At 60.3% G+C, this 21,305-nt stretch carries 11 protein-coding genes; 3 read left to right on the top strand and 8 right to left on the bottom strand.

What is annotated here, in order from left to right; genetic code table 11:
• Nucleotides 1-48: 48 nt before the first annotated feature.
• A complete protein-coding gene (locus tag KP808_RS02595; protein ID WP_230017393.1) occupies nucleotides 49-6,147 on the top strand; it encodes a membrane-targeted effector domain-containing toxin in 6,099 nt (2,032 codons plus the stop codon).
• Nucleotides 6,148-6,157: 10 nt separating this feature from the next.
• On the opposite strand, the gene KP808_RS02590 is transcribed toward KP808_RS02595, so the two are convergent.
• The 8 genes from KP808_RS02590 to glnE form a co-directional block, all read right to left on the bottom strand.
• Complete coding sequence (locus KP808_RS02590) at nucleotides 6,158-7,603, bottom strand: lipopolysaccharide kinase InaA family protein (protein WP_122259375.1); 1,446 nt, start codon at nucleotides 7,601-7,603, stop codon at nucleotides 6,158-6,160.
• Nucleotides 7,603-8,382, bottom strand: coding sequence for a lipopolysaccharide kinase InaA family protein (locus KP808_RS02585; RefSeq protein WP_058399878.1), 780 nt, complete (start codon nucleotides 8,380-8,382; stop codon nucleotides 7,603-7,605). Before KP808_RS02585 ends, KP808_RS02590 begins: the two co-directional genes overlap by 1 nt.
• On the bottom strand, nucleotides 8,379-9,113 hold the full coding sequence (locus KP808_RS02580) for a lipopolysaccharide kinase InaA family protein (RefSeq protein WP_058399877.1): 735 nt from the start codon (nucleotides 9,111-9,113) through the stop codon (nucleotides 8,379-8,381). The genes KP808_RS02585 and KP808_RS02580 overlap by 4 nt, the downstream gene beginning before the upstream one ends.
• A complete protein-coding gene (gene rfaP, locus KP808_RS02575) occupies nucleotides 9,113-9,919 on the bottom strand; it encodes a lipopolysaccharide core heptose(I) kinase RfaP (protein ID WP_230017392.1) in 807 nt (268 codons plus the stop codon). Before rfaP ends, KP808_RS02580 begins: the two co-directional genes overlap by 1 nt.
• The gene (locus tag KP808_RS02570) at nucleotides 9,919-11,040 is read right to left on the bottom strand and encodes a glycosyltransferase family 4 protein (protein ID WP_230017391.1); all 1,122 of its coding nucleotides are present in this window, start codon (nucleotides 11,038-11,040) and stop codon (nucleotides 9,919-9,921) included. Before KP808_RS02570 ends, rfaP begins: the two co-directional genes overlap by 1 nt.
• Complete coding sequence (gene waaC / locus KP808_RS02565) at nucleotides 11,040-12,104, bottom strand: lipopolysaccharide heptosyltransferase I (RefSeq protein WP_230017390.1); 1,065 nt, start codon at nucleotides 12,102-12,104, stop codon at nucleotides 11,040-11,042. The genes KP808_RS02570 and waaC overlap by 1 nt, the downstream gene beginning before the upstream one ends.
• A gap of 2 nt (nucleotides 12,105-12,106) precedes the next feature.
• Nucleotides 12,107-13,141 carry a lipopolysaccharide heptosyltransferase II gene (waaF, locus tag KP808_RS02560; RefSeq protein ID WP_122280663.1) on the bottom strand — a complete coding sequence of 345 codons (1,035 nt, stop codon included), beginning with the start codon at nucleotides 13,139-13,141 and terminating at the stop codon, nucleotides 12,107-12,109.
• 129 nt (nucleotides 13,142-13,270) lie between these two features.
• Complete coding sequence (gene glnE / locus KP808_RS02555) at nucleotides 13,271-16,228, bottom strand: bifunctional [glutamate--ammonia ligase]-adenylyl-L-tyrosine phosphorylase/[glutamate--ammonia-ligase] adenylyltransferase (RefSeq protein ID WP_230017389.1); 2,958 nt, start codon at nucleotides 16,226-16,228, stop codon at nucleotides 13,271-13,273.
• Between the two features lie 384 nt (nucleotides 16,229-16,612).
• On the opposite strand from glnE, the gene aceE reads away from it, so the two are divergent.
• Together aceE and aceF are read left to right on the top strand one after the other, a co-directional pair.
• Nucleotides 16,613-19,258 (top strand): pyruvate dehydrogenase (acetyl-transferring), homodimeric type, encoded by a 2,646-nt coding sequence (aceE, locus tag KP808_RS02550; protein WP_058399871.1) that lies wholly within the window; start codon nucleotides 16,613-16,615, stop codon nucleotides 19,256-19,258.
• A 142-nt stretch (nucleotides 19,259-19,400) separates the two neighbouring features.
• Nucleotides 19,401-21,047 carry a dihydrolipoyllysine-residue acetyltransferase gene (gene aceF, locus KP808_RS02545; RefSeq protein WP_058407715.1) on the top strand — a complete coding sequence of 549 codons (1,647 nt, stop codon included), beginning with the start codon at nucleotides 19,401-19,403 and terminating at the stop codon, nucleotides 21,045-21,047.
• Nucleotides 21,048-21,305: the final 258 nt, after the last annotated feature.

The raw sequence follows: 21,305 nt of genomic DNA, 5'->3' as shown, positions 1-21,305 counted from the left end.
GCCGTCGCTCAAACCTCAGCGCCTGAAGTGCGCAATGGAACGCCTGTCATGACACAAACACTGCCCCCTTTGGCTGTAACGCCTACACCACTGACACCTGTCGATACCTGGCCTGCCGCCTCTGCCGCACTGAAAAGGCTCGATGAACTGCGCACCCTTCTGGCCATCGAGCTTAAGGCCCAGCCTGGCCCGGGCGAAGCGCTGTTGACTGCGCTTGGCGGTTCCGACGAGTCTGAACGGGAGCTGGAAATATTCAGCCTGCTGCAACAGACCGATGACTACTGGACAGACCCTGGGAAAAACGCTGAAAGCCGCCGCGACCGGCTTGTACCTGCCTTGCAGCGAGCCTTGCGTGATGAAGCCAGCGTCAGGATTCACGAGCGTGACCTGGAAAGTGGCTACCTGGCCTGCCTGCCGGACTCGCCCGATCAGCCGCAAAGCCCGGCGCTCACTTACGCCTCGCTGCATGTGCAATTGCACGATGACGAACACGTCGAAATGGCCGGCGTGCTGGCGATATCCCAGGAACAGGGACGCACGCTGCTGATGTTGCCCGGGCTCGGCATCATGGGCTTTGCCACGCAGGCGCTGATGCTCGCAACCCTGGCGCGCTGGCTCAATACAGCGACATTGCAGGATGCTCTCCTGAACACGATGGAAAAGCGTCATCAAGACCAGCTCTTCAAGATCAGCCAGGACGCCGACCTGTACCTTGAGCCGTTCACGGCTGAAGACCTGCAATTACAGCCGGTCACCACCGCCCCCTTCGTGCATGCCCTGGATCGTCTGCTGAACAAGCAACGCAATGACATTCGCCATGCGTGCGAACGACCTGACAGTGAAGACAGGGCAACACGTCAGGCGCAGATTCAGGCGGCCATCGACATGCGCGGTCTGCTCGGCCCCGCCTGCATGCTCGAACTGCGCGAACTGACCAACAGGCAACGTCAGTATCATCGAAACCTGCCGGACTGGATGAAGATTACCAGCGAGGCCGACCTGCAGACCTATGCCTGGCACTTACGACACTACGATGAGGCGCATGCAGCGATGCTCAGCGTACTGGGCAGCGCGGCCTCTCCAGAACATTTTGCCGAAGCACGTTTGCGCACCCGGCTGGCCGATGACTTGGGCCATGACCTGGACCCACGCGCATTGACCATCGACACGCGGCGCACGCTGCCATCCACGAGCGAGACCTACCGCGTGACATGCTCACTGGTCGAGCTGGCACTCTATGGCCTGCAACCGGAAGACGAGAGTGCAGGCTCGGACTTTCTCGATCACACCGTTATCACTCTTGATGGCAAACCGCTTGATGCAGCCTGCTCGGCATTGAATCCGGCTTACCTTGCCGGAGTGATCGATGAGCTCGATCTGCGGGCGGAGTTTGGCGAGTTTCAACGCAAGGCTTACCAGCAAGAGCACAACCGGCAAATGCTCTGCGCACTGGCGCGAACCCGACTGACCGCGCAGGGTTGGGCGGCGAAGATGCAGGGGCATATCCAGCCCGTTGATTTCGCCATGGTCGCGGCACTGACCGGCCCGGCAGCGCGCGCATCCGATCCAGCATTGCGTGTACAACAGATCAAACTCAACGACCGCTACGTGATGGCCAGATTGCTGGTGTTTCGCAAGCAGGATGCCGAGGGGCGTACGCAGCGGCTGATCATGGTTGCCACCGATGCACCCGGGCAGCAGCACTTCAAAGCCTTCGACACTGAAACCCAACTGCTGCACGAGGTGGTCGGCTGGACTGCTTCGCCATCAATGATCAACTACCTGCTCGATCAGGTGGAAGTGGATGCCCGTGCGGCACTGGCAGAGCAACTGACGGCACTGGCACTCAAACCCCAGCCTTCGAAAGACTTCATTCAGTTTATTGATCATGCGGACTGCGAGTCGGCCTTGCGCCGCTTTACCGACGAACAGACCCGCATATTGCTTTCCGAACAGGCCAGGCATACGCCGGACTGGTACCTGCGTGCCAGCCGCGCCCAGCGCCGGGAACTGCTGGCCCTTGAACAGGCCATTGGCGGAGCACTCGACAACTATCAGGCGCAGCCACACACCGGGGTTCAGCCATTCAAGGCTTACGTACACCAACGTGCCAGCCAGCAAATCGGCAAGCTGCTGAACGTACCAGCCGGCACGGCAGACCCCGACCTGATCGTGATCACCACCGAGCGCGAAACACTGACCTACACCGACATGCTGCTCAATGGCTATGACGACAGCATTGACCCCTTGCGTGCTTCGGCAGCAACCAACGCGACGTTCAGCGGCCCGGAAGGCATCGACGTGAGCGCGCTGTCAGCTGCTGCCGTTGCAGGTTCGGTGCGCGGTCAGTGGCTGGCGGACGAGTACATTGCCTTGATCAGAAACACCCTGCTGAACAGCGAAAGCGAAGGCTATGCCTATCGTCGCCAGTTCAGCGTGATGATCACTCAACTGCAGATGCAGGCAGCGGCATTGCGCAGCGTGCTGAAAGGTCATATCGAAGCAGCGCACTATGCGTGGTTGAAACAATCTCTGGATAACGCCCACCTTGACGACACCGCCTCCCGCGAGCGATATCCCCTCTACCCGCTGCAAGTGCATGTGGACAAACCGTTTATCGCCTCAGGGCTGACCGGCGTAGATCAACTGGTCATCCCCAGCACGCTGCTCACCCACGTCGAAACCGTGCAGGGCTGCCTGGTGATCCTGCCGACACAGACTCGCCATGCTGCGCTGCTCTACACGCCGCAGGCACCTGACGGTATCGAGTTTCGTCTGTTCAGCGACTTTGTGCGTTCGCTCGTTAGCGAAGGCATGATCGACTACTACAAGGATCGCTGCCGGATCAAGGCGCGCCGAACCTTGTCGTTCTTGCTCCGCGACATGCAGCAGGGTAAGGCCAACAAACCTCCGGTTATTCCCAAGGCATTCATTTCAGACTTCGCCGACACCTGTTTCAACAGGCCGCTGGAGCGCAGGTTGCGTGATGTGGAAGAGACCACCACCGGCCGCAACGACATGCTCGTCCGGCTGATCTGGGTCAGCGTCGAGATAATTGCTACCGCCTTGACCCTGCCGTTCCCACCGGCAAGCTTTGCGGTTGGCAGCCTGCTTTCATTGCATGACAGCGGGCAGGCAGTTGCCGCCTTGACTGAAGGCGACCAGCAACGCGCTGCAACATACATGCTCTCGGCACTCCTCAACGGCATCGGCGCAGGCAGCGACTTGTTGGTGGGCATTAAAGGCTTCGGCGGCGTATTGCATCAGCTTGAGCATGGTCATCAATCACCACCGGTCCTCCGCTCGTTCCAGCGCCAGTCCTCGCTGCCGCGTTACGAGGACCTGTACCCGGTTGAACTGCAGGAACAGGTTTTTCTGATCGGCAAGCCCAACGCCCATGGTCACGCCGCAGTTTTCCATGCACCCCACGTCGCCTCGGCGCCGCCGATGGCAACCGGTCAGTTCGCCCTGCGAGAAGCCGCTGGTGCCTGGCAGCCGATCCTGCCACCGCCCAACGCCGCGGCGCGCGTGCCTTCGGGGTTGCGCACCGAACTGGCAGTCGACGTTTCGCTGGATAACGTGCCACGTATCACCGACGGCCACGCGAAAGGCGTGTACGCACTCAACGGAAAAAATTACATCAGGTTGTCAGGCAACACCTTTCAGGTTCAATACGATGCGCATCTGCGCTGCTGGCAGATCATCGATCCGGCCAATCCATTCGCATTCTTCGGCAAACAGCCGGTTCGCCTGAATGAACAGGGCCAGTGGCTGGTCGTCGACCGGCGCTTGCGCGGCGGCGGGCTGGACGGTCCGGGGAGCTATAGGCCACTGCCTGAAGATGCCGCCGCAGGCTCGCTCAACACGTTGATCGACTATGAGATGCCAAGCACCATGAGAGCGCATTTGGACATCGTTATCCGCAAGGAAGTCTTCGACCCGACCGGCGCAGGTCTGGAAGCCTACTTCGAGACCTATTTCACGGAAATACGCCAGACCTTTACAGCGTTTCGGGAAAAGCTTTACCAGGACGCTCAGGCATTTTTTGCCCGATTCTCTGCGCCGCCCAGGCCAGCACTTCCCGCTTATGGCCTGCCCGGCAAAGTCGAGACACTCATCGAGCACATCTTCACGCACAGCAACGGGCTGGTTTTCAGCGAGGCCCCCAGGTCGGTAGCCAGCAAGCGCCTGCTCCTGCTCAACATGCTCTTGCTCGCAGAGCAGCGTGTCGAGGTCCTGTACATCGAACACCTGCTGACCGACAAACACCTGCGCAAGCTGGCCAGATATCGCCAGTTGGGCAAAAAGAGTCGCTCTGGCTCTCATGAGCTCAAGTACTACCTGCACGACGTCAATCGCGGCGCCTTGAACAACTCGAGCAGCGAATACGACTACTACCACCTGATCAAGGAAGCCCACCGTCACGGCATCGAAGTGCGCCCGTTCAGCTCGTCGATAAGCTACCCGTTTTTCGGCCATTCGGTGCTGGCCGCCGCTGATGATCCGGCAGCGGCCAGCAAAATGAGCAACTTCTTCGGGCACAGGCTCATCAGCCAAGACATCGCACCGGGCTCTTCCAAACGCTGGGTCGCGCTGCTCGACCAGAAACTTGCCACGACGCATGATCAGGTGCCCGGCATTGCCGAGATGCAAGGAGTCGTCAGTGTGCATGTTCAGGACATACCGGCAGGACGCCCGACCCGCATAAGTGAAGGTACCGACGGGTCGCATCAAAACACGCCGACTCGCTGTGACTTCACCATCGCGTTTGCCGACCCTGCGCTGCCGGGCGTTCCGCTGCCCCCCGCCACCCCTGTGGATGACATGCTGATCCGCGAGCTGAGGGTCTCCGTTGCCGAGGGCGAGCATTGGGCGGGCCAGTACGGGTTTGTCCACGGCGAAAACACTACCTGGCTACGCGTACCACCCGAAGAGTGGACTGCCGACAGCCCGATGACAGCGATCCAGCAATCCTTGGCCGACGCGACCTATGAGATGCCGCTTGATACCAGAACGACGCTTCATACATTGGCGAACTTCGAAAGGAAAGGGCTCGACATGGAGTATTTCTTTGAAGACACAAAACTCGACACTGTTCGCAATACGTTCGCCCAGCGCCGCAAAAATCTGCAGAAGGACGCCGCCACGATCAGATCAGCCCAACTGCCACCTCGCCCGACATTGCCAGCCATCGAGCCACAGACGAGCACGGCGGGGCTGCTTGAAACCCTGTACCGTCACACGGAAGGCATCGTTATCGGCGAGTCGCATTTTTCTGTTTCGAGCAAAAAACTGATCATCGACAACCTGCCATTGCTGGCGCGGCAAAACGTCAAGACGTTGTACATGGAGCACCTGCTGACCGACCTGCATCAGGCGGACCTGGATCGTTTCTTCGAAACCGGCCAGATGAGCAAAACGTTGCTGCATGACCTGAAAATCCTGGACCGTGGGCATCACACCGATCCGGACAAGGTCTACAACTTCGAACAACTGATCATCAAGGCGCGGCAGTATGGCCTGGAGGTCCGCGCTATCGACTGCGCAAGCAGCTATCACCTCAAAGGCATTGCCAGGGAAGAGTCCATCACCCGCCAGCAGATGATGAATTACTTTGCGTCGCGCACAATCCGCAGGCATCAGGACGTGATGGGTTCCCACAAATGGATCGCGCTGGTTGGCAACAGCCATTCCAATACCTACCAGGGCGTGGTACCCGGTATTGCAGAACTGCAAGGAGGGATCGGTCTGCGGGTTATCGATGTGGCACCAGGCAAATCGACCGGCGTAGTACCGGATCCGGGAGAGCTTGTTACGGGAGGCATAACCAATGAACAGGTCTACATCAAGGGCGATTACCGAGTGGCCATGGAAGTGTCGCGCCCAGAGTCAGCCAGGCTCTTGAGCATTGACCAACGCCTCTTCAAGCCGGGAATGTTTCTGGTGCAACAGGGCGAAGGCGATTTGCAGACCATCGTCCATCGCGCTCGTGACACATGGATTCATCGCACGCCGGTGCAGCGCAATGCCGAGGGCAAACTGTATCTGGAGCGTGTGCGTTGGCCGCGTATCCACCTCAAACCCTTCGACGACATGGACGCGCTGGTGACGGCCCTCGAGGCGATGAACCTCACCCACATTGCCTGAGAGGCCAGGCTCAGTCTGGCGTGATCTTCGGCAAGCGCTGCTCCAGTATCTGGTGCAGCGCACTCTGCACCGGCCAGTTGCGCATGAACCGCGCCCGGTCACGCGCGTAGGCTGCTGCAAAGGAAGAGTGAGAACTGTGCTGCTGCATGGCATCCAGGTCGATCATCGCCCAGCGATCGGTGTGCCAGAACAGGTTATGCCCCTTGAAATCACCATGACTGATGCGCGCCTGGATAAGCTGTGCGAACAGCGTGTCCAGCGCCAGCAGTTCGGCCTCTGGTGCATCACCGGTTTCGACATGGGGAGCGAAGCGCTCGATGATGTCCGGCCCTTCGATAAACTCGGTCACCAGCCAGGCTTTGCTGCGCAAGCCGAGGAAACGCTTTTCCTGAACTGCCAGCGGCTTTGGTGTGGCGATGCCGAGAAACATCAGGCGGTTACCTTCGCGCCATGAATGCCAGGCCCGGCTGGGACGCCAGAAGCGCTTGAGCCAGTGACTGAAATTCTTGATGTTGTAACGCTTGATGACCAGCGTACGACCACTGATTTCGACACGGCCTACGCTCGCAGCGCCACCGGTCTTGTACAGATGGCCCTTGTCGAGCAGGGCATCAGCCTGATCAAGTACCGGCAGCATCGCGGCCTCCTCCTCGCGACGAACAGCACGGAACACCGAAGCGCTGTCCTCGACGCTGAACAGACTGCAATCGCGCACGGTCTTGCTCATGAAGTCCTTGAGCCGCCAGCTGCGAACCTTGTCGATCTGCTTTTGCAGCGCCTCCATCGGCAAACCATGCTCGGCGTTGCTCAGCAGGTAATGCACCAGCAACTCTTCAGTGAAGGGCTCGAAAGACCTGGGCAACTGGGCAAAGAACACACCGAGGTTTTCCAGCACCTTTTGCCGGGACAACGGTGTGCCGGCCTGCTCGGCGCGAATACCGGCACCATCAATCAAGTACAACTGCCCGTTGTGGCGCAGCAGGTTGTCGAGGTGCAAATCTTCCTGCCACAAGCCTTTGGCGTGTTGCCGGGCGATGGCGCTCAGCGCCTCGCCGAGCACGGCTTGCTGCTCATCCGCCAGCGGTGGCAGGTCCTGGACAGTATTCCAGGCATCGCCCAGGCTTGACGCCTGCTCCAGAAACTCGAACAGCAGCCAGCCACCCTCACCATCCTGCAAACCGTCGGCCAGCAACAGCGGCGTGGTCAGCCCCTGTTCGGCAAGCAGGCGCACCCCGGCAAGTTCGCGCTGAAAGTGTCGGGCCGCTTTGTCGCCCACCAGCAGTTTTGCCAGAACCGTTCGGCCTCGCCAGACACCTGCACCGACGTAGCGCTGCCCCGGCAATACACGCAGCAGGGTCAGCAATTGCAGTTCAGCCGAACCGGCAGCATCAGCCAGCGTCAGGCTCATCGGCAACTCGGGGGTACGTCCAGCGGTCTTGAGTTCAGACAAACGCATCAACGGGTCTCTTTATCATCGCGGTGTTGAAGGTCTCGTTTGTGAGCGCCGCGCTTGCCCAGACGCGCATTCCAGGCGTCGACCAGCAGGCTGTTCGGCGTGGCTTGCAGATAAGCCGCCAACAGCTCGCGCCGATCGGCCTCATTCCACATCGGCGCGCGGCGCAGCAGCGGTTCGAGGTCGCGGGCAAGGTCACGCTTGCCGAAGATCACCGGACGGGTTTTCTCCAGGTCGATCAATTGCGCCTGATAGCCCTTTCCCACGGCCTGCAGAAAAATATGCTTGGGATAAAAGCAGCCATGAACCTGTCCGGCACCGTGCAGCGTGCGCGCCAACTGGCCGCAGGCGTGAAGTACCGCCAGACGCTGGACGCTCTCCATCTGGTTCCACTGCTGCAACAGTTCGTCAAGATCGGTCCAGCCGTCCAGCGCACGCGTCATGAGGATCGCCCGGTATTCCCCGTCGACCTTGCGCTCGCCATAAAACACCGCTTGCAGCGCTGGAATGCCCAGCTTGCGGTAGCGACTGATGTTACGAAACTCACGAGAGAAGGACGGCTCGCCAAACGGATGATGCAACGTGTGGGTCAGGTAATTGCTCTGGCGCTTGAGGTAAAACCCCTGACCTTCCAGGTCGAGACGGAACACACTGCTCCAGCCGCCGCGCCCGGTATTGGGCTCGTCGACCGCATCAAGCCTGATGTTCCAAAGCGATTCAAAATCAGCCAGGTTGTGACGCGCCAGTAACGGCTGGTCAGCACTGGCAATAAAAACGCTCATTCACGGCCCTCGAAAAAGCTGACGATATGTCGAATACGTTTCTTGTCGGAGGCGTTCAACCGCGTTCGCTGACGGTACTGCAGGTAGAAGCGCAGGCGCTGGGTGGCCGACAAGTGATACTTGGCGACCTTGTCCAGGCAGGCCAGATCCTTGGTGATCCGATAGCGCAGCATGAAGCTCCACCAGAATGCGCCATTGGGGCAATCGATGAAAAACAGCTTGCCTTCGTCATCGACCAACAGGTTGCGCCATTTCAAATCATTATGTGTGAAATGGTTGTCGTGCATGGTCCGGGTACACGCAGCCAGCTGGCGGCTGACAGCGTCGACCCAGTGCCGGTCGGTCAGTCGCGTATCCTTGCGTTGTGCCAGCGCAGACAAGTCTTCGGTATTGGGCAAGCCGCGAGTGATCAGTGCGCCGCGATCATACGCTGCGCCGTTGCGCTCCAGCCCCCAGGCCACCACCTCTGCCGTGGGAATGCCCCATTTGGCAAAGCGCTTGAGGTTCTGCCACTCGGACTTGACCCTGGGCTTGCCGATGTAACGGCGCAGGCCTTTGCCCGCTCCTACATAGCGTTTGACGTAGTAGTAAACCCCGGCGCGCTCGACGCGAATGACGTCGGAAAGCGGATCGCGGGTCAACTGCTGGCCCTGCAAGGCAAACACGGCATCCAGACTGCCGAAATCCTGTTCCAGAAAAGCGTACTCGGGCTCGAGCTTCCAGCCCGCCATCAGAGTGCATCCCCGTAGCGCACTTTGCGCTGATACAGCTTGTCGGCCTTTTTCTCCAGCCAGCTCAGCAGCGGTGCTTCCTTGCGCAGTATTTCGCGCAGCGGTTTCTGAAAATAACCCTTGAGGAAACGCAGCTTGTCGCGGCGGGTCAGGCCGATGTCCAGCGCTGAAAAATACAGCGCGGCCAGGTCCTTGTTGCGCCAGCGCGGCGTGATCGCACGGCGGGTCTGAGCACGGTGCAGGTCGATGACCGACAATCTGAAATTGTCAGCGGTGACCGGCGTATCGGTGTGCAGCAGAAAATGACAGATGTAACAGTCGCGATGGTTCACGCCGGCGCGGTGCATCATGCCGACCAAGCGGGCAACTTCGGCGATAAACGCTCTTTTCAGACGAGGCTCGGGCGGCTGGGTGCGCCAGTTGAGGCTTACGTCTTCCAGGCTGGTAGTCGGGGCCAGCTCTTCAGTGACAATAAACGAATGCTGCGCGGCAGGGTTGCTGCCACGTTCACCATAAGCCACAGCCGTCATGGTCGGTACGCCGACTTCATGCAGACGCTCGATGGCGTCCCATTCCTTGCCCGCGCCCAGCACTGGCAACTTGGCAGTTGCCAGATTCTTGGCGATTTCGCCCCAGCCAATGCCACGGTGGATCTTGACGAAGTAGCCACGCCCGTTGACCTCGGTGCGCAGCGTGCGGCGTCCTTCCAGCTCGCGGTAGACCTCGCCGCTCAGGCCCTCGACCTCGAAGAACGCATCGCGTCCGGCCCACAGGCTCTTGAACGGTTCAGCCAGGAACAGCTTCATCAATAGTGCTCCGCCAGAATCACATCCGCAGCGTGTTGCGGCATGCTGTAAAGGTCCGCTGTGTCAGCAAAGGCAAGACCATTGCGCCCCCATGCGCTGCGTGCGCCATCATCCTCAAGCATGTCCGACAGGTAGCGATTGAGTTGCGCCTGATCGAACGGCTCGTCCAGCACCCGCCCGCAGTCAGCTTCGGCTATGTAATGGGCGTAGCCGCAGACTGCGCTGACCAGAACCGGCAAACCGGCGACCAGTGCTTCAAGCAATACGGTGCCAGTGTTCTCGTTGTAAGCCGGATGAATCAGCAGGTCGGCGCCCAGCAGAAAGCGCGGAATATCGCTGCGCCCTTTCATGAAGGTCACCTGCTCGCCCAGGCCCAGCGCAGCGCTCTGCAACTGGAATACTTTGGGGTCGTCCTGGCCGATTACAAACAGGCGGGTGCGTTTCTTGAGCTCGGCAGGCAAGGCTGCCAGCGCCTTCAGGCTGCGATCGACGCCCTTTGTCTTGAAACCGGAGCCGATCTGCACCAATAACAGGTCATTGTCGGTAAGCCCGAACTCCTTGCGGAAGCCCGCACGGATGTCAGGCGCGTCCGGCGGTGCGCGGCGATCCTGGGAAATGCCCGGTGGCAGCAAGTGAAAGCGCGACGCCGGGGTGTCGTAATGTTTTATGAACAGCGGCTGCTGCACTTCGGAGATCATCAACACCTGGGTTTTCGAGTCACTGGCGAACACCGCGCGCTCGTAATCGGCGAAGTGACGATAGCGCCCCCACTTGCGATACAACGGGCTGCGCAGGTTCTGCGCCTTGTCCTCGAAACAACCGTCGGCGGCGTAATACACATCCAGACCGGGCATCTTGTTGAAACCGATCAGACGGTCCACCGGGCGTTTGGCCAGGTCTGCCTCCATCCACGCAGTGAGCTTTTCGTTGCGTCGATGGTTGAAGAACGCCTTGACCGGCGCTACCAGCACTTCAAAACCGGGCGGCACATCGCCTTCCCAGATCAGGGTGTAGACGCGGATCTGGTGGCCGCGCTGTTGGCACTCCAGCGCAATGCGCATGAAGTCGCGTTGCAGGCCGCCAAACGGAAAGTATTTGTAGAGTACAAAAGCCAGTTGCATCAGCCAGGTTCCTTTGCCAGCAACAGCGCGCCCAGTTGGCTCGCTACTCGCTCGGGATTCAAGCGAGTGAAGCACATCGGCCACTCGCGTTTAAGGTCGAACCGGCGCTGATCATCGGCGCTCGGTTGGTACGTGCATTTCTTTTGCAGGCACGGCGTGCAGCCCGGATAGTCGCTGGCCAGATGCACCTGCGACTTGCCATACGCTCCGGTCAGGCCGGGGTTGGTCGGGCCGAACAGGGAAATGGTCGGAACGTCCAGTGCGGCGGCCAGGTGTCCGATGCCGGTATCGACCGCAACGCAGGCCTGTGCGCTGGCCAAGACCCGCGCTACACCTGCCAGATTCAGCTTGGGCAGCACGTGTGCGCTGTCCAGACCGTCGGCAATGCGCTCGGCGCGTGCCTTTTCTGCCGGGTTGCCCCATGGCAACTGCACCTGCAGGCCACGAGCGGCCATCAGTTCGGCCAGTTGTCGCCAGTACAGCTCGGGCCAGTGCTTGGTGTCCCAGGTCGTGCCATGCAGGAACAGCACGAACGGGGCCTGCAACGTGTCATCAAGAGTCGCCAAGGGCTTGAGGCCGTAGTCGCCCATGCCGGACGGCTGTGGATAACCCAATGCCTGAGCGAACAACTGACGCAGCCGCTCGACCGCATGCTGCCCGCGTGGCACTGCAAAAGCGTGGTCATAAAAGCGACTGGCGACCGATTCACGTGCCGAGTCGCGGTCCAGTCCTGCCACCGGCGCATCGATATAACGCGTCAGCCAGGCACTTTTGAACAGGCCCTGAGCGTCAATCACCAGATCATAGTGCTGTTCGCGCACCTGCTGCTTGAAGCGCCGCCACTCCCCCGACCTGAACGTCTGCCAGAGGTGCTTGCGCCAGCGGCGGATCGCCACCGGGATCACATTGTCGACCGCCGGGTGCCAAGCGGGAATTTCGGCGAAACCCTCTTCCACTACCCAGTCGAAGCGGATGCCGGGCAGCGCTCGCTGCGCATCGGTCAGTGCGGGCAAGGCATGGATAACATCGCCCAGCGAAGAAGTCTTGATCAGCAGTACCCGCAAAATCAGGCAACCTCCACCGGCGTACTGCTCAGGCGGCTCAGCGCCTGAATAACGGCGTCCGGCTCAAGCAGACGCATGCAGTTGTAATGGCCGAAACGGCAGGTGCGCTCAAAGCACGGGCTGCACTCGATACCCAGGCGCACCACTTCCACCGCGTCGGCCAGCGGTGGCGTGAAGCCCGGCGAGGTCGAACCGTAGACGGCCACCAGCGGGCGATTCAGCGCTGCGGCCACGTGCATCAGGCCGGAATCGTTGGACACCACCGCGTCGGCACACGAGAGCAGGTCGATGGCCTCAGCCAGCGAGGTTTCACCACTGAGGTTGACGGACTCCTCGCGCAGGCCGGGAATCAACTCCTGGCGAATACTCTCGCCGACCGGGTGATCCTTTTTCGAGCCGAACAGCCAGACCTGCCAGCCTTCGCGAATGCTGGCGTCAGCGACTTGTGCGTAATGCTCGGCAGGCCAGCGCTTGGACTCGCCGAACTCGGCACCAGGGCATAGCGCCAGCACTGGACGATCGAGGGTCAGGCCGAACTTGCTCAACGCCGCATCGCGAGTCGCGGTGTCGATGCGCAGGCTGGGCTTGGGATAAGGACGCGGCAACTCGGTGCTCTTGTCGAATGCCAGGGCCATGAAACGCTCGATCATCAGCGGATAGCGCTGTTTGTCGAGGGTGCGCACGTCATTGAGCAGGCCGTAGCGGAATTCGCCACGCCAGCCGGTACGTTTCGGTATACCAGCGAAAAACGGCACCAGCGCGGATTTCAGCGAATTGGGCAGCAGGATAGCCTGATCGTATTGGCCAGCCAGGGACTTGCCGATCCGGCGACGGGTCGCCAGCTCGAGGGCGCCGTGCCCCAGCGGAAAACTGAGCGCAGCGCGAACCTCCGGCATGCGCTCCAGTATCGGACGGCTCCATTCAGGGGCCAGCACGTCGATTTCGCACTCGGGATGACGCTGTTTCAGACACTGGAACAGCGTTTGTGCCATCACCATGTCACCGACCCAGCTAGGCCCAACGATCAGAATTTTCATGTTCTATCCAAAAACGACCAGAAACGATCAGGGAGGCCGATCAGACTGCGTGACATTCCCACACAACCTGTCGCCTCCCTGTCATAGCTTTATATAGTGTTGCAGCGGAATATGGCGTTGCCGCGCGGCTCAGCTCAACCCCATCTGCGTCCAGATCCGCATCACCTCACGCCGCTGGGCATGAAACTGATCGCCGCTGACCACACCCGCCTGCTTCTGCAAAGCCTGACGGTGCGCAGCCGAGCGATACGCCTTGTAGGCTTCGCGTAACAGGCTGGCGTCCGTGTCAGGCAACAGTCCGGCGTCCTCAAGCCCTTCGAGAATCCGGATGTTGTCGGTGTATTGCAGCAGCGCGGGATGCTCTCTGGACCACGCCAAGGCGGCGTATTGCACCATAAATTCGATATCGACGATACCTCCGGCGTCCTGCTTGAGGTCGAACGGCACCGACGCCTCGAAGGCATTGGCCGCCCTTCCGGCTGCTGTCACGCGGGTGCCGAGGTTGTCACGCATCTTGCCGCGCATCTCGCTGACCTCTGCGCGCAGCTTGCCCAGATCACGCTCGCGCCCCAGCACATCGGCACGGACTTTTTTGAACTGCTCGCCAACATCACGACTCCCGGTCATCACTCGCGCACGTACCAGCGCCTGATGTTCCCAGGTCCAGGCTTCATTGGCCTGATAACGGGCGAAGGCCCCCAGCGAACTGACCAGCAACCCGGACGCACCCGACGGCCGCAGGCGCATGTCGACGTCATACAGCTGACCGGAGTTGGTTTGCGTGGTCAGCAAATGGATGACCCGCTGCCCCAGCCGGGTGAAGAACTGCGCACTGTCGATCGGTTTGGCGCCGTCGGTCTCGGCTTGCAGATCGCCATCATGAATGAACACCAGATCCAGATCGGAGCCGTGGCCCAATTCGATACCGCCAACCTTGCCATAACCGACAATCACGAAACCTGGGTCGCACAACGTGCCGTCCGGGCGCGAGGGCGTGCCGTGGCGAGCCACGCTGTAGCGCCACGCCAGCGCCAGCACCTGGTCCAGAATGGCCTCGGCCAGCCAGGTCAGGTAATCACTGACTTTCATCAATGGCAGACTGCCGGATATCTCGGACGCCGCAACCCGCAGGCTGTGGGCCAGCTTGAAATGCCGCAGGGCTTCCATCTGCTGCTCGAGGTCGTCCTCCGGGATACGAATCAGCCGCTCACGCAGCTCGGCCGCCAGCTCTGGTGCCAACGGCGGATTGAACAGGCGACCTTCATTGAGCAGCTCATCGAGCAGCAGCGGGAAGCGTGCGATCTGTTCGGCAATCCATGGGCTGGCAGCGCACAGGGTCAGCAGTTGTCGCAACGCATCAGGGTTTTCGGTCAGCAACACCAGATACGCCGAGCGCCGGGCGACCGCTTCTACCAGCGGCAGCACACGTTCCAGCACCAGGTCGGGCTTCTCATGCTCTACCGCCTGAGCCAGCAACCGAGGGATGAACGCATCCAGCCGCTCACGACTCAGACGCTGCATCGAACGCAGGTTGGGACTGCTGCGCAGGCTGGCCAGATTCTTCAGTGCCTTTTCCGCATCCACGAAACCGGCCTGCAACAGCTGGCGACCCGCGGCTTCCTCGTCCTGGGACTCTTCCCACAGGGGCAGCCACTCGCCACCCACTGCAACCTCACTGTCGTCCTGCTGCTCATCGTCAGGATCAGAATCGGGGTCGGCGATGACCTGACGGAAATGCCAGGACACCCGACTGCGCCAGTACATAAGGCGCTCGTGAAAACTGACCCAGTCGGCAAAGCCCATGATCAGGGCAATGCGTGCCTGATCCTGATCGTTGTCCGGCAACATTTGCGTCTGACGGTCGGCAATCGCCTGAATGGCGTGCTCGGTGTAACGCAAAAATTCGTAACCCTCGCGCAGCTCTTCAGTCACCGCCGAAGGCAGATAACCCTGCCCTTCAAGGGTTTTCAGCACTTTGAACAGCGGGCGCTGTTGCAGGCTCAGGTCGCGGCCACCGTGGATCAGCTGGAACGCCTGGGCGATGAACTCGACTTCGCGAATACCTCCGGCACCGAGCTTGATGTTTTCCGCCATGCCCTTGCGCTTCACTTCCTGCTGAATCAGCTGCTTCATGGTGCGCAGCGCTTCAATGGCCGAGAAGTCCAGATAACGGCGATACACAAACGGGCGCAACATATCCAGCAGCTCGGCACCTGCCGTCTGATCGCCGCCGACCACTCGCGCCTTGATCATCGCGTAACGTTCCCAGTCCCGGCCCTGATCCTGGTAATACTGCTCCAGCGCGTTGAAGCTGAGCACCAGCGCCCCGGAAGAACCGTAGGGCCGCAGGCGCATGTCGACCCGGAACACGAAACCATCGACGGTTACCGGGTCCAGAGCCTTGATCAGCCGCTGCCCCAGGCGAATGAAAAACTCCTGGTTATCCAGCGCACGCTTGGTGCCCAGCGTCTCGCCACCTTCCGGGTAGGCAAAGATCAGGTCAATGTCCGACGAAAGGTTCAGTTCGACCGCGCCGAGTTTGCCCATGCCCAGAATGACCATGTGCTGCGGCTGCCCAGAGTGACGACCGGTCGGTGTGCCGAACTGCTCGCAGTGCCGTGGATACAGCCATTGGTAGGCCAGGTCGATCGAGGCATCGGCCATTTCCGACAGGTCGCGGCAGGTTTCGATCAAATCTGCCTGGCGGGTCAGATCGCGCCAGATGATTCGCACTTGCTGGCGTGCGCGCTGCCGACGTAGATTACGCCCCAACTCGTCATCACTGGCGGCGCTCGACAGGGCATCGGCAATCTGACCGCGCAATTGGCCGGCAGAGAAGCTACGCTCCAGCTCGCCCGAGTCGGCCAGTTGCAGGAGCATCTGCGGGTCACGGCAAACTTGCTCGGTGACAAAATCACTGGCGGCGCAAACCCGGTCGAACGCCTTGCGGCGCGCTTCGGGCCAGGCCTCGAAAGACGCCAGCGCGTCCTCTGACAAAGCAGTGAGCGCGGCCTGGAACGTCTGGCGGGCACGGGTAATCAATGGCAGCAGAATGGCCGGAAATTCAGCCAGTAAAGGTAGGCTCATGGTCTATCCTTGATCGGCGTGCAAACGCCCGTCTGTCATGACGGCAAGACGCATCTGCCAGCACCGCTTGTCGAACAAAGGTTATAAATTGCTGGAAAAATCAAATTAGAAGCATAAAAATCCGCTTTTTCCCTGCAAGATATTCAATAGCAATCAACAGTAACGTTTTAAGTTACAAGACAACAGGAGCGATTGAGTCGCTTCTCTGTAGTTTTACTACTGGGTCCGATACTCGGAGGGCTGAAATCGTCGTCGATTTGTAGTAAAACTACACGCCGCCGGATCCCACCCTCCGGTAATCCAAGAATTTATGTCGTCTGCCCACAAGGCCAGTCGCAAACTCAGGCAACCGATTCTGGAAGCCTTTCCGCCCTGGAGCAAGCCATGCAAGACCTCGATCCCGTCGAAACCCAGGAATGGCTGGACGCCCTGGAATCGGTTCTCGACAAAGAAGGCGAAGACCGCGCTCACTACCTGATGACCCGTTTGGGCGAGCTGGCCACCCGTAGTGGTTCGCAGCTGCCGTACGCCATCACTACGCCATACCGCAACACGATTCCTGTCACCCACGAAGCACGCATGCCTGGCGACCTGTTCATGGAACGCCGCATTCGCTCGCTGGTGCGCTGGAACGCATTGGCAATGGTCGTCAAAACCAACCTGAACGACCCGGATCTGGGCGGCCACATCTCCAGCTTCGCCTCCAGCGCCACGCTGTACGACATCGGCTTCAACTACTTCTTCCAGGCCCCGACCGACGAACACGGCGGCGACCTGATCTACTTCCAGGGTCACGCATCGCCAGGCGTCTATGCCCGTGCGTTTCTCGAAGGCCGTATCACCGAAGACCAGATGAACAACTTCCGTCAGGAAGTCGACGGCAACGGCCTGTCGTCTTACCCACACCCGTGGCTGATGAAGGATTTCTGGCAGTTCCCGACTGTATCGATGGGCCTTGGCCCGATCCAGGCGATCTACCAGGCGCGCTTCATGAAGTACCTGGAACACCGCGGTTACATCCCGGAAGGCAAGCAGAAAGTCTGGTGCTTCCTGGGTGACGGCGAGACCGACGAGCCGGAATCCCTGGGCGCCATCGCTCTGGCCGGTCGCGAAAAGCTCGACAACCTGATCTTCGTCGTCAACTGCAACCTGCAGCGCCTCGACGGCCCGGTTCGCGGCAACGCCAAGATCATCCAGGAACTCGAAGGCGTGTTCCGTGGCGCTCAGTGGAACGTCACCAAAGTCATCTGGGGCCGTTTCTGGGACCCGCTGCTGGCCAAGGACGTCGACGGTATCCTGCAACGTCGTATGGACGAAGTCATCGACGGCGAATACCAGAACTACAAGGCCAAGGACGGCGCGTTCGTCCGCGAGCACTTCTTCAACTCGCCTGAACTCAAGGCAATGGTTGCCGATCTGTCCGACGACGAGATCTGGAAACTCAACCGTGGCGGCCACGACCCGTACAAGGTTTATGCGGCCTACCACGAAGCCGTCAACCACAAGGGTCAACCGACCGTGGTTCTGGCCAAGACCATCAAAGGTTATGGCACCGGCGCCGGCGAAGCGAAAAACACTGCACACAACACCAAGAAGGTCGATGTCGACAGCCTGCGTCACTTCCGTGACCGTTTCGACATCCCGGTCAAGGACTCCGAACTCGAAGCCCTGCCGTTCTACAAGCCGGAAGAAGGCAGCGCCGAAGCCCGTTACCTGAGCGAGCGTCGTGCTGCGCTGGGTGGCTTCGTACCTCAGCGTCGCGCGCAGAGCTTCAGCCTGCCGACGCCGCCACTCGATACCCTCAAGGCCATCCTTGACGGTTCGGGCGACCGTGAAATCTCCACCACCATGGCTTTCGTGCGCATCCTGGCGCAGCTGGTCAAGGACAAGGAAGTCGGTCAGCGCATCGTGCCGATCATCCCGGACGAAGCGCGTACCTTCGGTATGGAAGGCATGTTCCGCCAGTTGGGCATCTACTCTTCGGTCGGCCAGCTCTACGAGCCAGTCGATAAAGAACAAGTGATGTTCTATCGCGAAGACAAGAAAGGCCAGATTCTCGAGGAAGGCATCAACGAAGCGGGCGCCATGTCCTCCTTCATCGCTGCCGGTACTTCGTATTCCAGCCACAACCAGCCGATGATTCCGTTCTACATCTTCTACTCGATGTTCGGTTTCCAGCGTATCGGCGACCTGGCATGGGCTGCTGGCGACAGCCGCACCCGTGGTTTCCTGATCGGCGGCACCGCCGGCCGTACCACGCTGAACGGCGAAGGCCTGCAGCACGAAGACGGTCACAGCCACATTCTGGCGTCGACCATCCCGAACTGCCGCACCTTCGACCCGACTTACGGTTACGAGCTGGCAGTGATCATCCAGGACGGCATGCGCCGGATGTTCGAAGAGCAGCAGGACGTTTTCTACTACCTGACCGTGATGAACGAGTCCTACGCCCAGCCAGCCATGCCGGCCGGTGCGGAAGAAGGCATCGTCAAGGGTATGTACCTGCTCGAAGAAGACACCCGGGAAGCGGCGCACCACGTCCAGTTGCTGGGCTCGGGCACCATCCTGCGTGAAGTTCGCGAAGCGGCGAAGATTCTCCGTGACGAGTTCAACATCGGCGCTGACGTCTGGAGCGTTACCAGCTTCAACGAACTGCGTCGCGACGGTCTGGCTGTAGAGCGCAACAACCGCCTGCACCCTGGCCAGAAGCCGGAACTGAGCTATGTTGAGCAGTGCCTCAACGGTCGCAAAGGTCCGGTCATTGCATCGACGGATTACATGAAGCTGTTCGCTGACCAGATTCGTCAGTGGGTTCCAACCAAGGAATACAAAGTCCTGGGCACCGACGGTTTCGGCCGTAGCGACAGCCGCAAGAAGCTGCGTCACTTCTTTGAAGTCGATCGTCACTTCGTTGTGCTGGCAGCTCTGGAAGCTTTGGCGGATCGTGGCGATATCGAACCTAAAGTGGTGGCGGAAGCCATCGCCAAGTTCGGCATCGATCCTGAAAAACGCAATCCACTGGACTGCTAAGAGTCTGCTTCAAGAGCGCTGATCAGAGCGTAAACAGCCGAGGATGCGGAATTTACCTACCGTAAATGAGCATCCAACGCTGTTTCGTTGTAACTGAACCAGCGTATTGGTGAGTGAACAGGTTCTCCTAAGGAGAGACATAGTGAGTGAGTTAATTCGCGTACCCGACATCGGCAACGGTGAAGGCGAAGTCATTGAATTGATGGTCAAGGTCGGTGATCGCATCGAAGCCGACCAGAGCATTCTGACGCTGGAATCAGACAAGGCGAGCATGGAAATCCCTGCTCCCAAGGCTGGCGTCATCAAGGCCATGAAGGTCAAGCTGGGCGACCGTCTGAAAGAAGGCGACGAGCTGTTCGAGCTGGAAGTGGAAGGCGAAGCGGCTGCCGCTCCTGCCCCCGCAGCCGAACCTGCCGCGGCCCCTGCTGCTGCCGAAAAACCGGCTGAAGCTGCACCGGCACCTGCCGCTGCTGCGCCTGCTCCGGCAGCCAGCGCCAGCGTTCAGGACATCCACGTGCCGGACATCGGCTCGTCGGGCAAGGCCAAAATCATCGAGCTGATGGTCAAGGTCGGTGACTCCATTCAGGCTGATCAGTCGTTGATCACCCTGGAATCCGACAAGGCCAGCATGGAGATCCCGTCTCCTGCAGCAGGCGTTGTCGAGAGCATCGAAGTCAAGCTGGACCAGGAAGTCGGCACCGGCGACCTGATCCTCAAACTGAAAGTCGAAGGCGCAGCGCCCGCCGCTGCTCCGGCACCTGCTGCCAGCGCACCGGCTGCCGCTCCTGCCAAGGCTGAAGCGGCTGCACCGGCCGCTGCTCCAGCGCCGAAAGCCGAAGCAGCACCTGCTCCGGCTGCACCGGCCAAAGACGGCGCCAAGGTTCACGCAGGCCCGGCTGTTCGTCAGCTGGCACGCGAGTTCGGCGTCGAGCTGAGCGCAGTCAGCGCCACCGGCCCACATGGTCGCGTGTTGAAAGAAGACGTTCAGGTCTACGTCAAGACCATGATGCAGAAGGCCAAGGAAGCTCCAGCTGGCGGCGCAAGCGGCGGCTCGGGCATTCCGCCGATCCCGGAAGTCGATTTCAGCCGTTTCGGCGAGATCGAAGAAGTACCGATGACGCGCCTGATGCAACTCGGCGCTTCCGGTCTGCACCGCAGCTGGCTGAACATCCCGCACGTCACGCAATTCGACCAGGCCGACATTACCGACCTGGAAGCTTTCCGTGTGGCGCAGAAAGGCGCTGCCGAGAAAGCTGGCGTCAAGCTGACCGTTCTGCCACTGCTGCTCAAATCCTGCGCCCACCTGCTCAAGGAGCTGCCGGACTTCAACGCTTCGCTGGCACCTAGCGGCAAGGCGGTGATCCGCAAGAAGTACGTGCACATCGGCTTTGCCGTGGACACCCCGGACGGCCTGCTGGTCCCGGTTATCCGTGACGTCGATCAGAAGAGCCTGTTGCAGCTGGCCGCCGAAGCCGCAGCACTGGCGGAAAAGGCACGCAACAAGAAACTGACTGCGAACGACATGCAGGGCGCGTGCTTCACCATCTCCAGCCTCGGCCACATTGGCGGCACCGGCTTCACGCCGATCGTCAACGCGCCGGAAGTGGCTATCCTCGGTGTTTCCAAGGCTACCATCCAGCCAGTCTGGGACGGTAAAGCCTTCCAGCCGAAACTGATGCTGCCGCTGTCGCTGTCCTACGATCACCGCGTGATCAACGGTGCAGCCGCCGCCCGCTTCACCAAGCGCTTGAGCGAATTGCTGGCGGACATCCGCACAATCCTGCTGTAAGCCAGCCAGGCCCGTCACCACGACGGGCCTTGCCGTACACCTTTGCGAGCTGCCACGCTCGAACCTCAACCCCGCCCTCCAGCGGGGATTTTTTTGCCTGGCTATTGCGCCCATGCTCCGCGCTCATTGTTGGATCCTGTGGGAGTGACCGGGGCGGCGATCCGCATTGCTCACGAACCATCTTCTGGTGCTGTACGGGCCCCTTCGCGAGCAAGCTCGCTCCCACAGCCTCTATCGCGGTGTGAGGTCTGGCTGGCG

It is taken from the genome of Pseudomonas savastanoi (assembly GCF_020917325.1).
Lineage (GTDB): Bacteria > Pseudomonadota > Gammaproteobacteria > Pseudomonadales > Pseudomonadaceae > Aquipseudomonas > Aquipseudomonas amygdali.
Note: the sequence above shows the minus strand (reverse complement) of the source record. Positions and strands in the feature narration are given on the sequence as shown.

What these genes read in the sequence shown, in the direction of transcription:
- KP808_RS02585 (WP_058399878.1), bottom strand. Translation starts at nt 8,382, where the DNA reads ATGAGCGTTTTTATTGCCAGTGCTGACCAGCCGTTACTGGCGCGTCAC.
- KP808_RS02570 (WP_230017391.1), bottom strand. Translation starts at nt 11,040, where the DNA reads ATGCAACTGGCTTTTGTACTCTACAAATACTTTCCGTTTGGCGGCCTG.
- KP808_RS02580 (WP_058399877.1), bottom strand. Translation starts at nt 9,113, where the DNA reads ATGGCGGGCTGGAAGCTCGAGCCCGAGTACGCTTTTCTGGAACAGGAT.
- aceE (WP_058399871.1), top strand. Translation starts at nt 16,613, where the DNA reads ATGCAAGACCTCGATCCCGTCGAAACCCAGGAATGGCTGGACGCCCTG.
- rfaP (WP_230017392.1), bottom strand. Translation starts at nt 9,919, where the DNA reads ATGAAGCTGTTCCTGGCTGAACCGTTCAAGAGCCTGTGGGCCGGACGC.
- KP808_RS02590 (WP_122259375.1), bottom strand. Translation starts at nt 7,603, where the DNA reads ATGCGTTTGTCTGAACTCAAGACCGCTGGACGTACCCCCGAGTTGCCG.
- KP808_RS02595 (WP_230017393.1), top strand. Translation starts at nt 49, where the DNA reads ATGACACAAACACTGCCCCCTTTGGCTGTAACGCCTACACCACTGACA.
- glnE (WP_230017389.1), bottom strand. Translation starts at nt 16,228, where the DNA reads ATGAGCCTACCTTTACTGGCTGAATTTCCGGCCATTCTGCTGCCATTG.
- waaF (WP_122280663.1), bottom strand. Translation starts at nt 13,141, where the DNA reads ATGAAAATTCTGATCGTTGGGCCTAGCTGGGTCGGTGACATGGTGATG.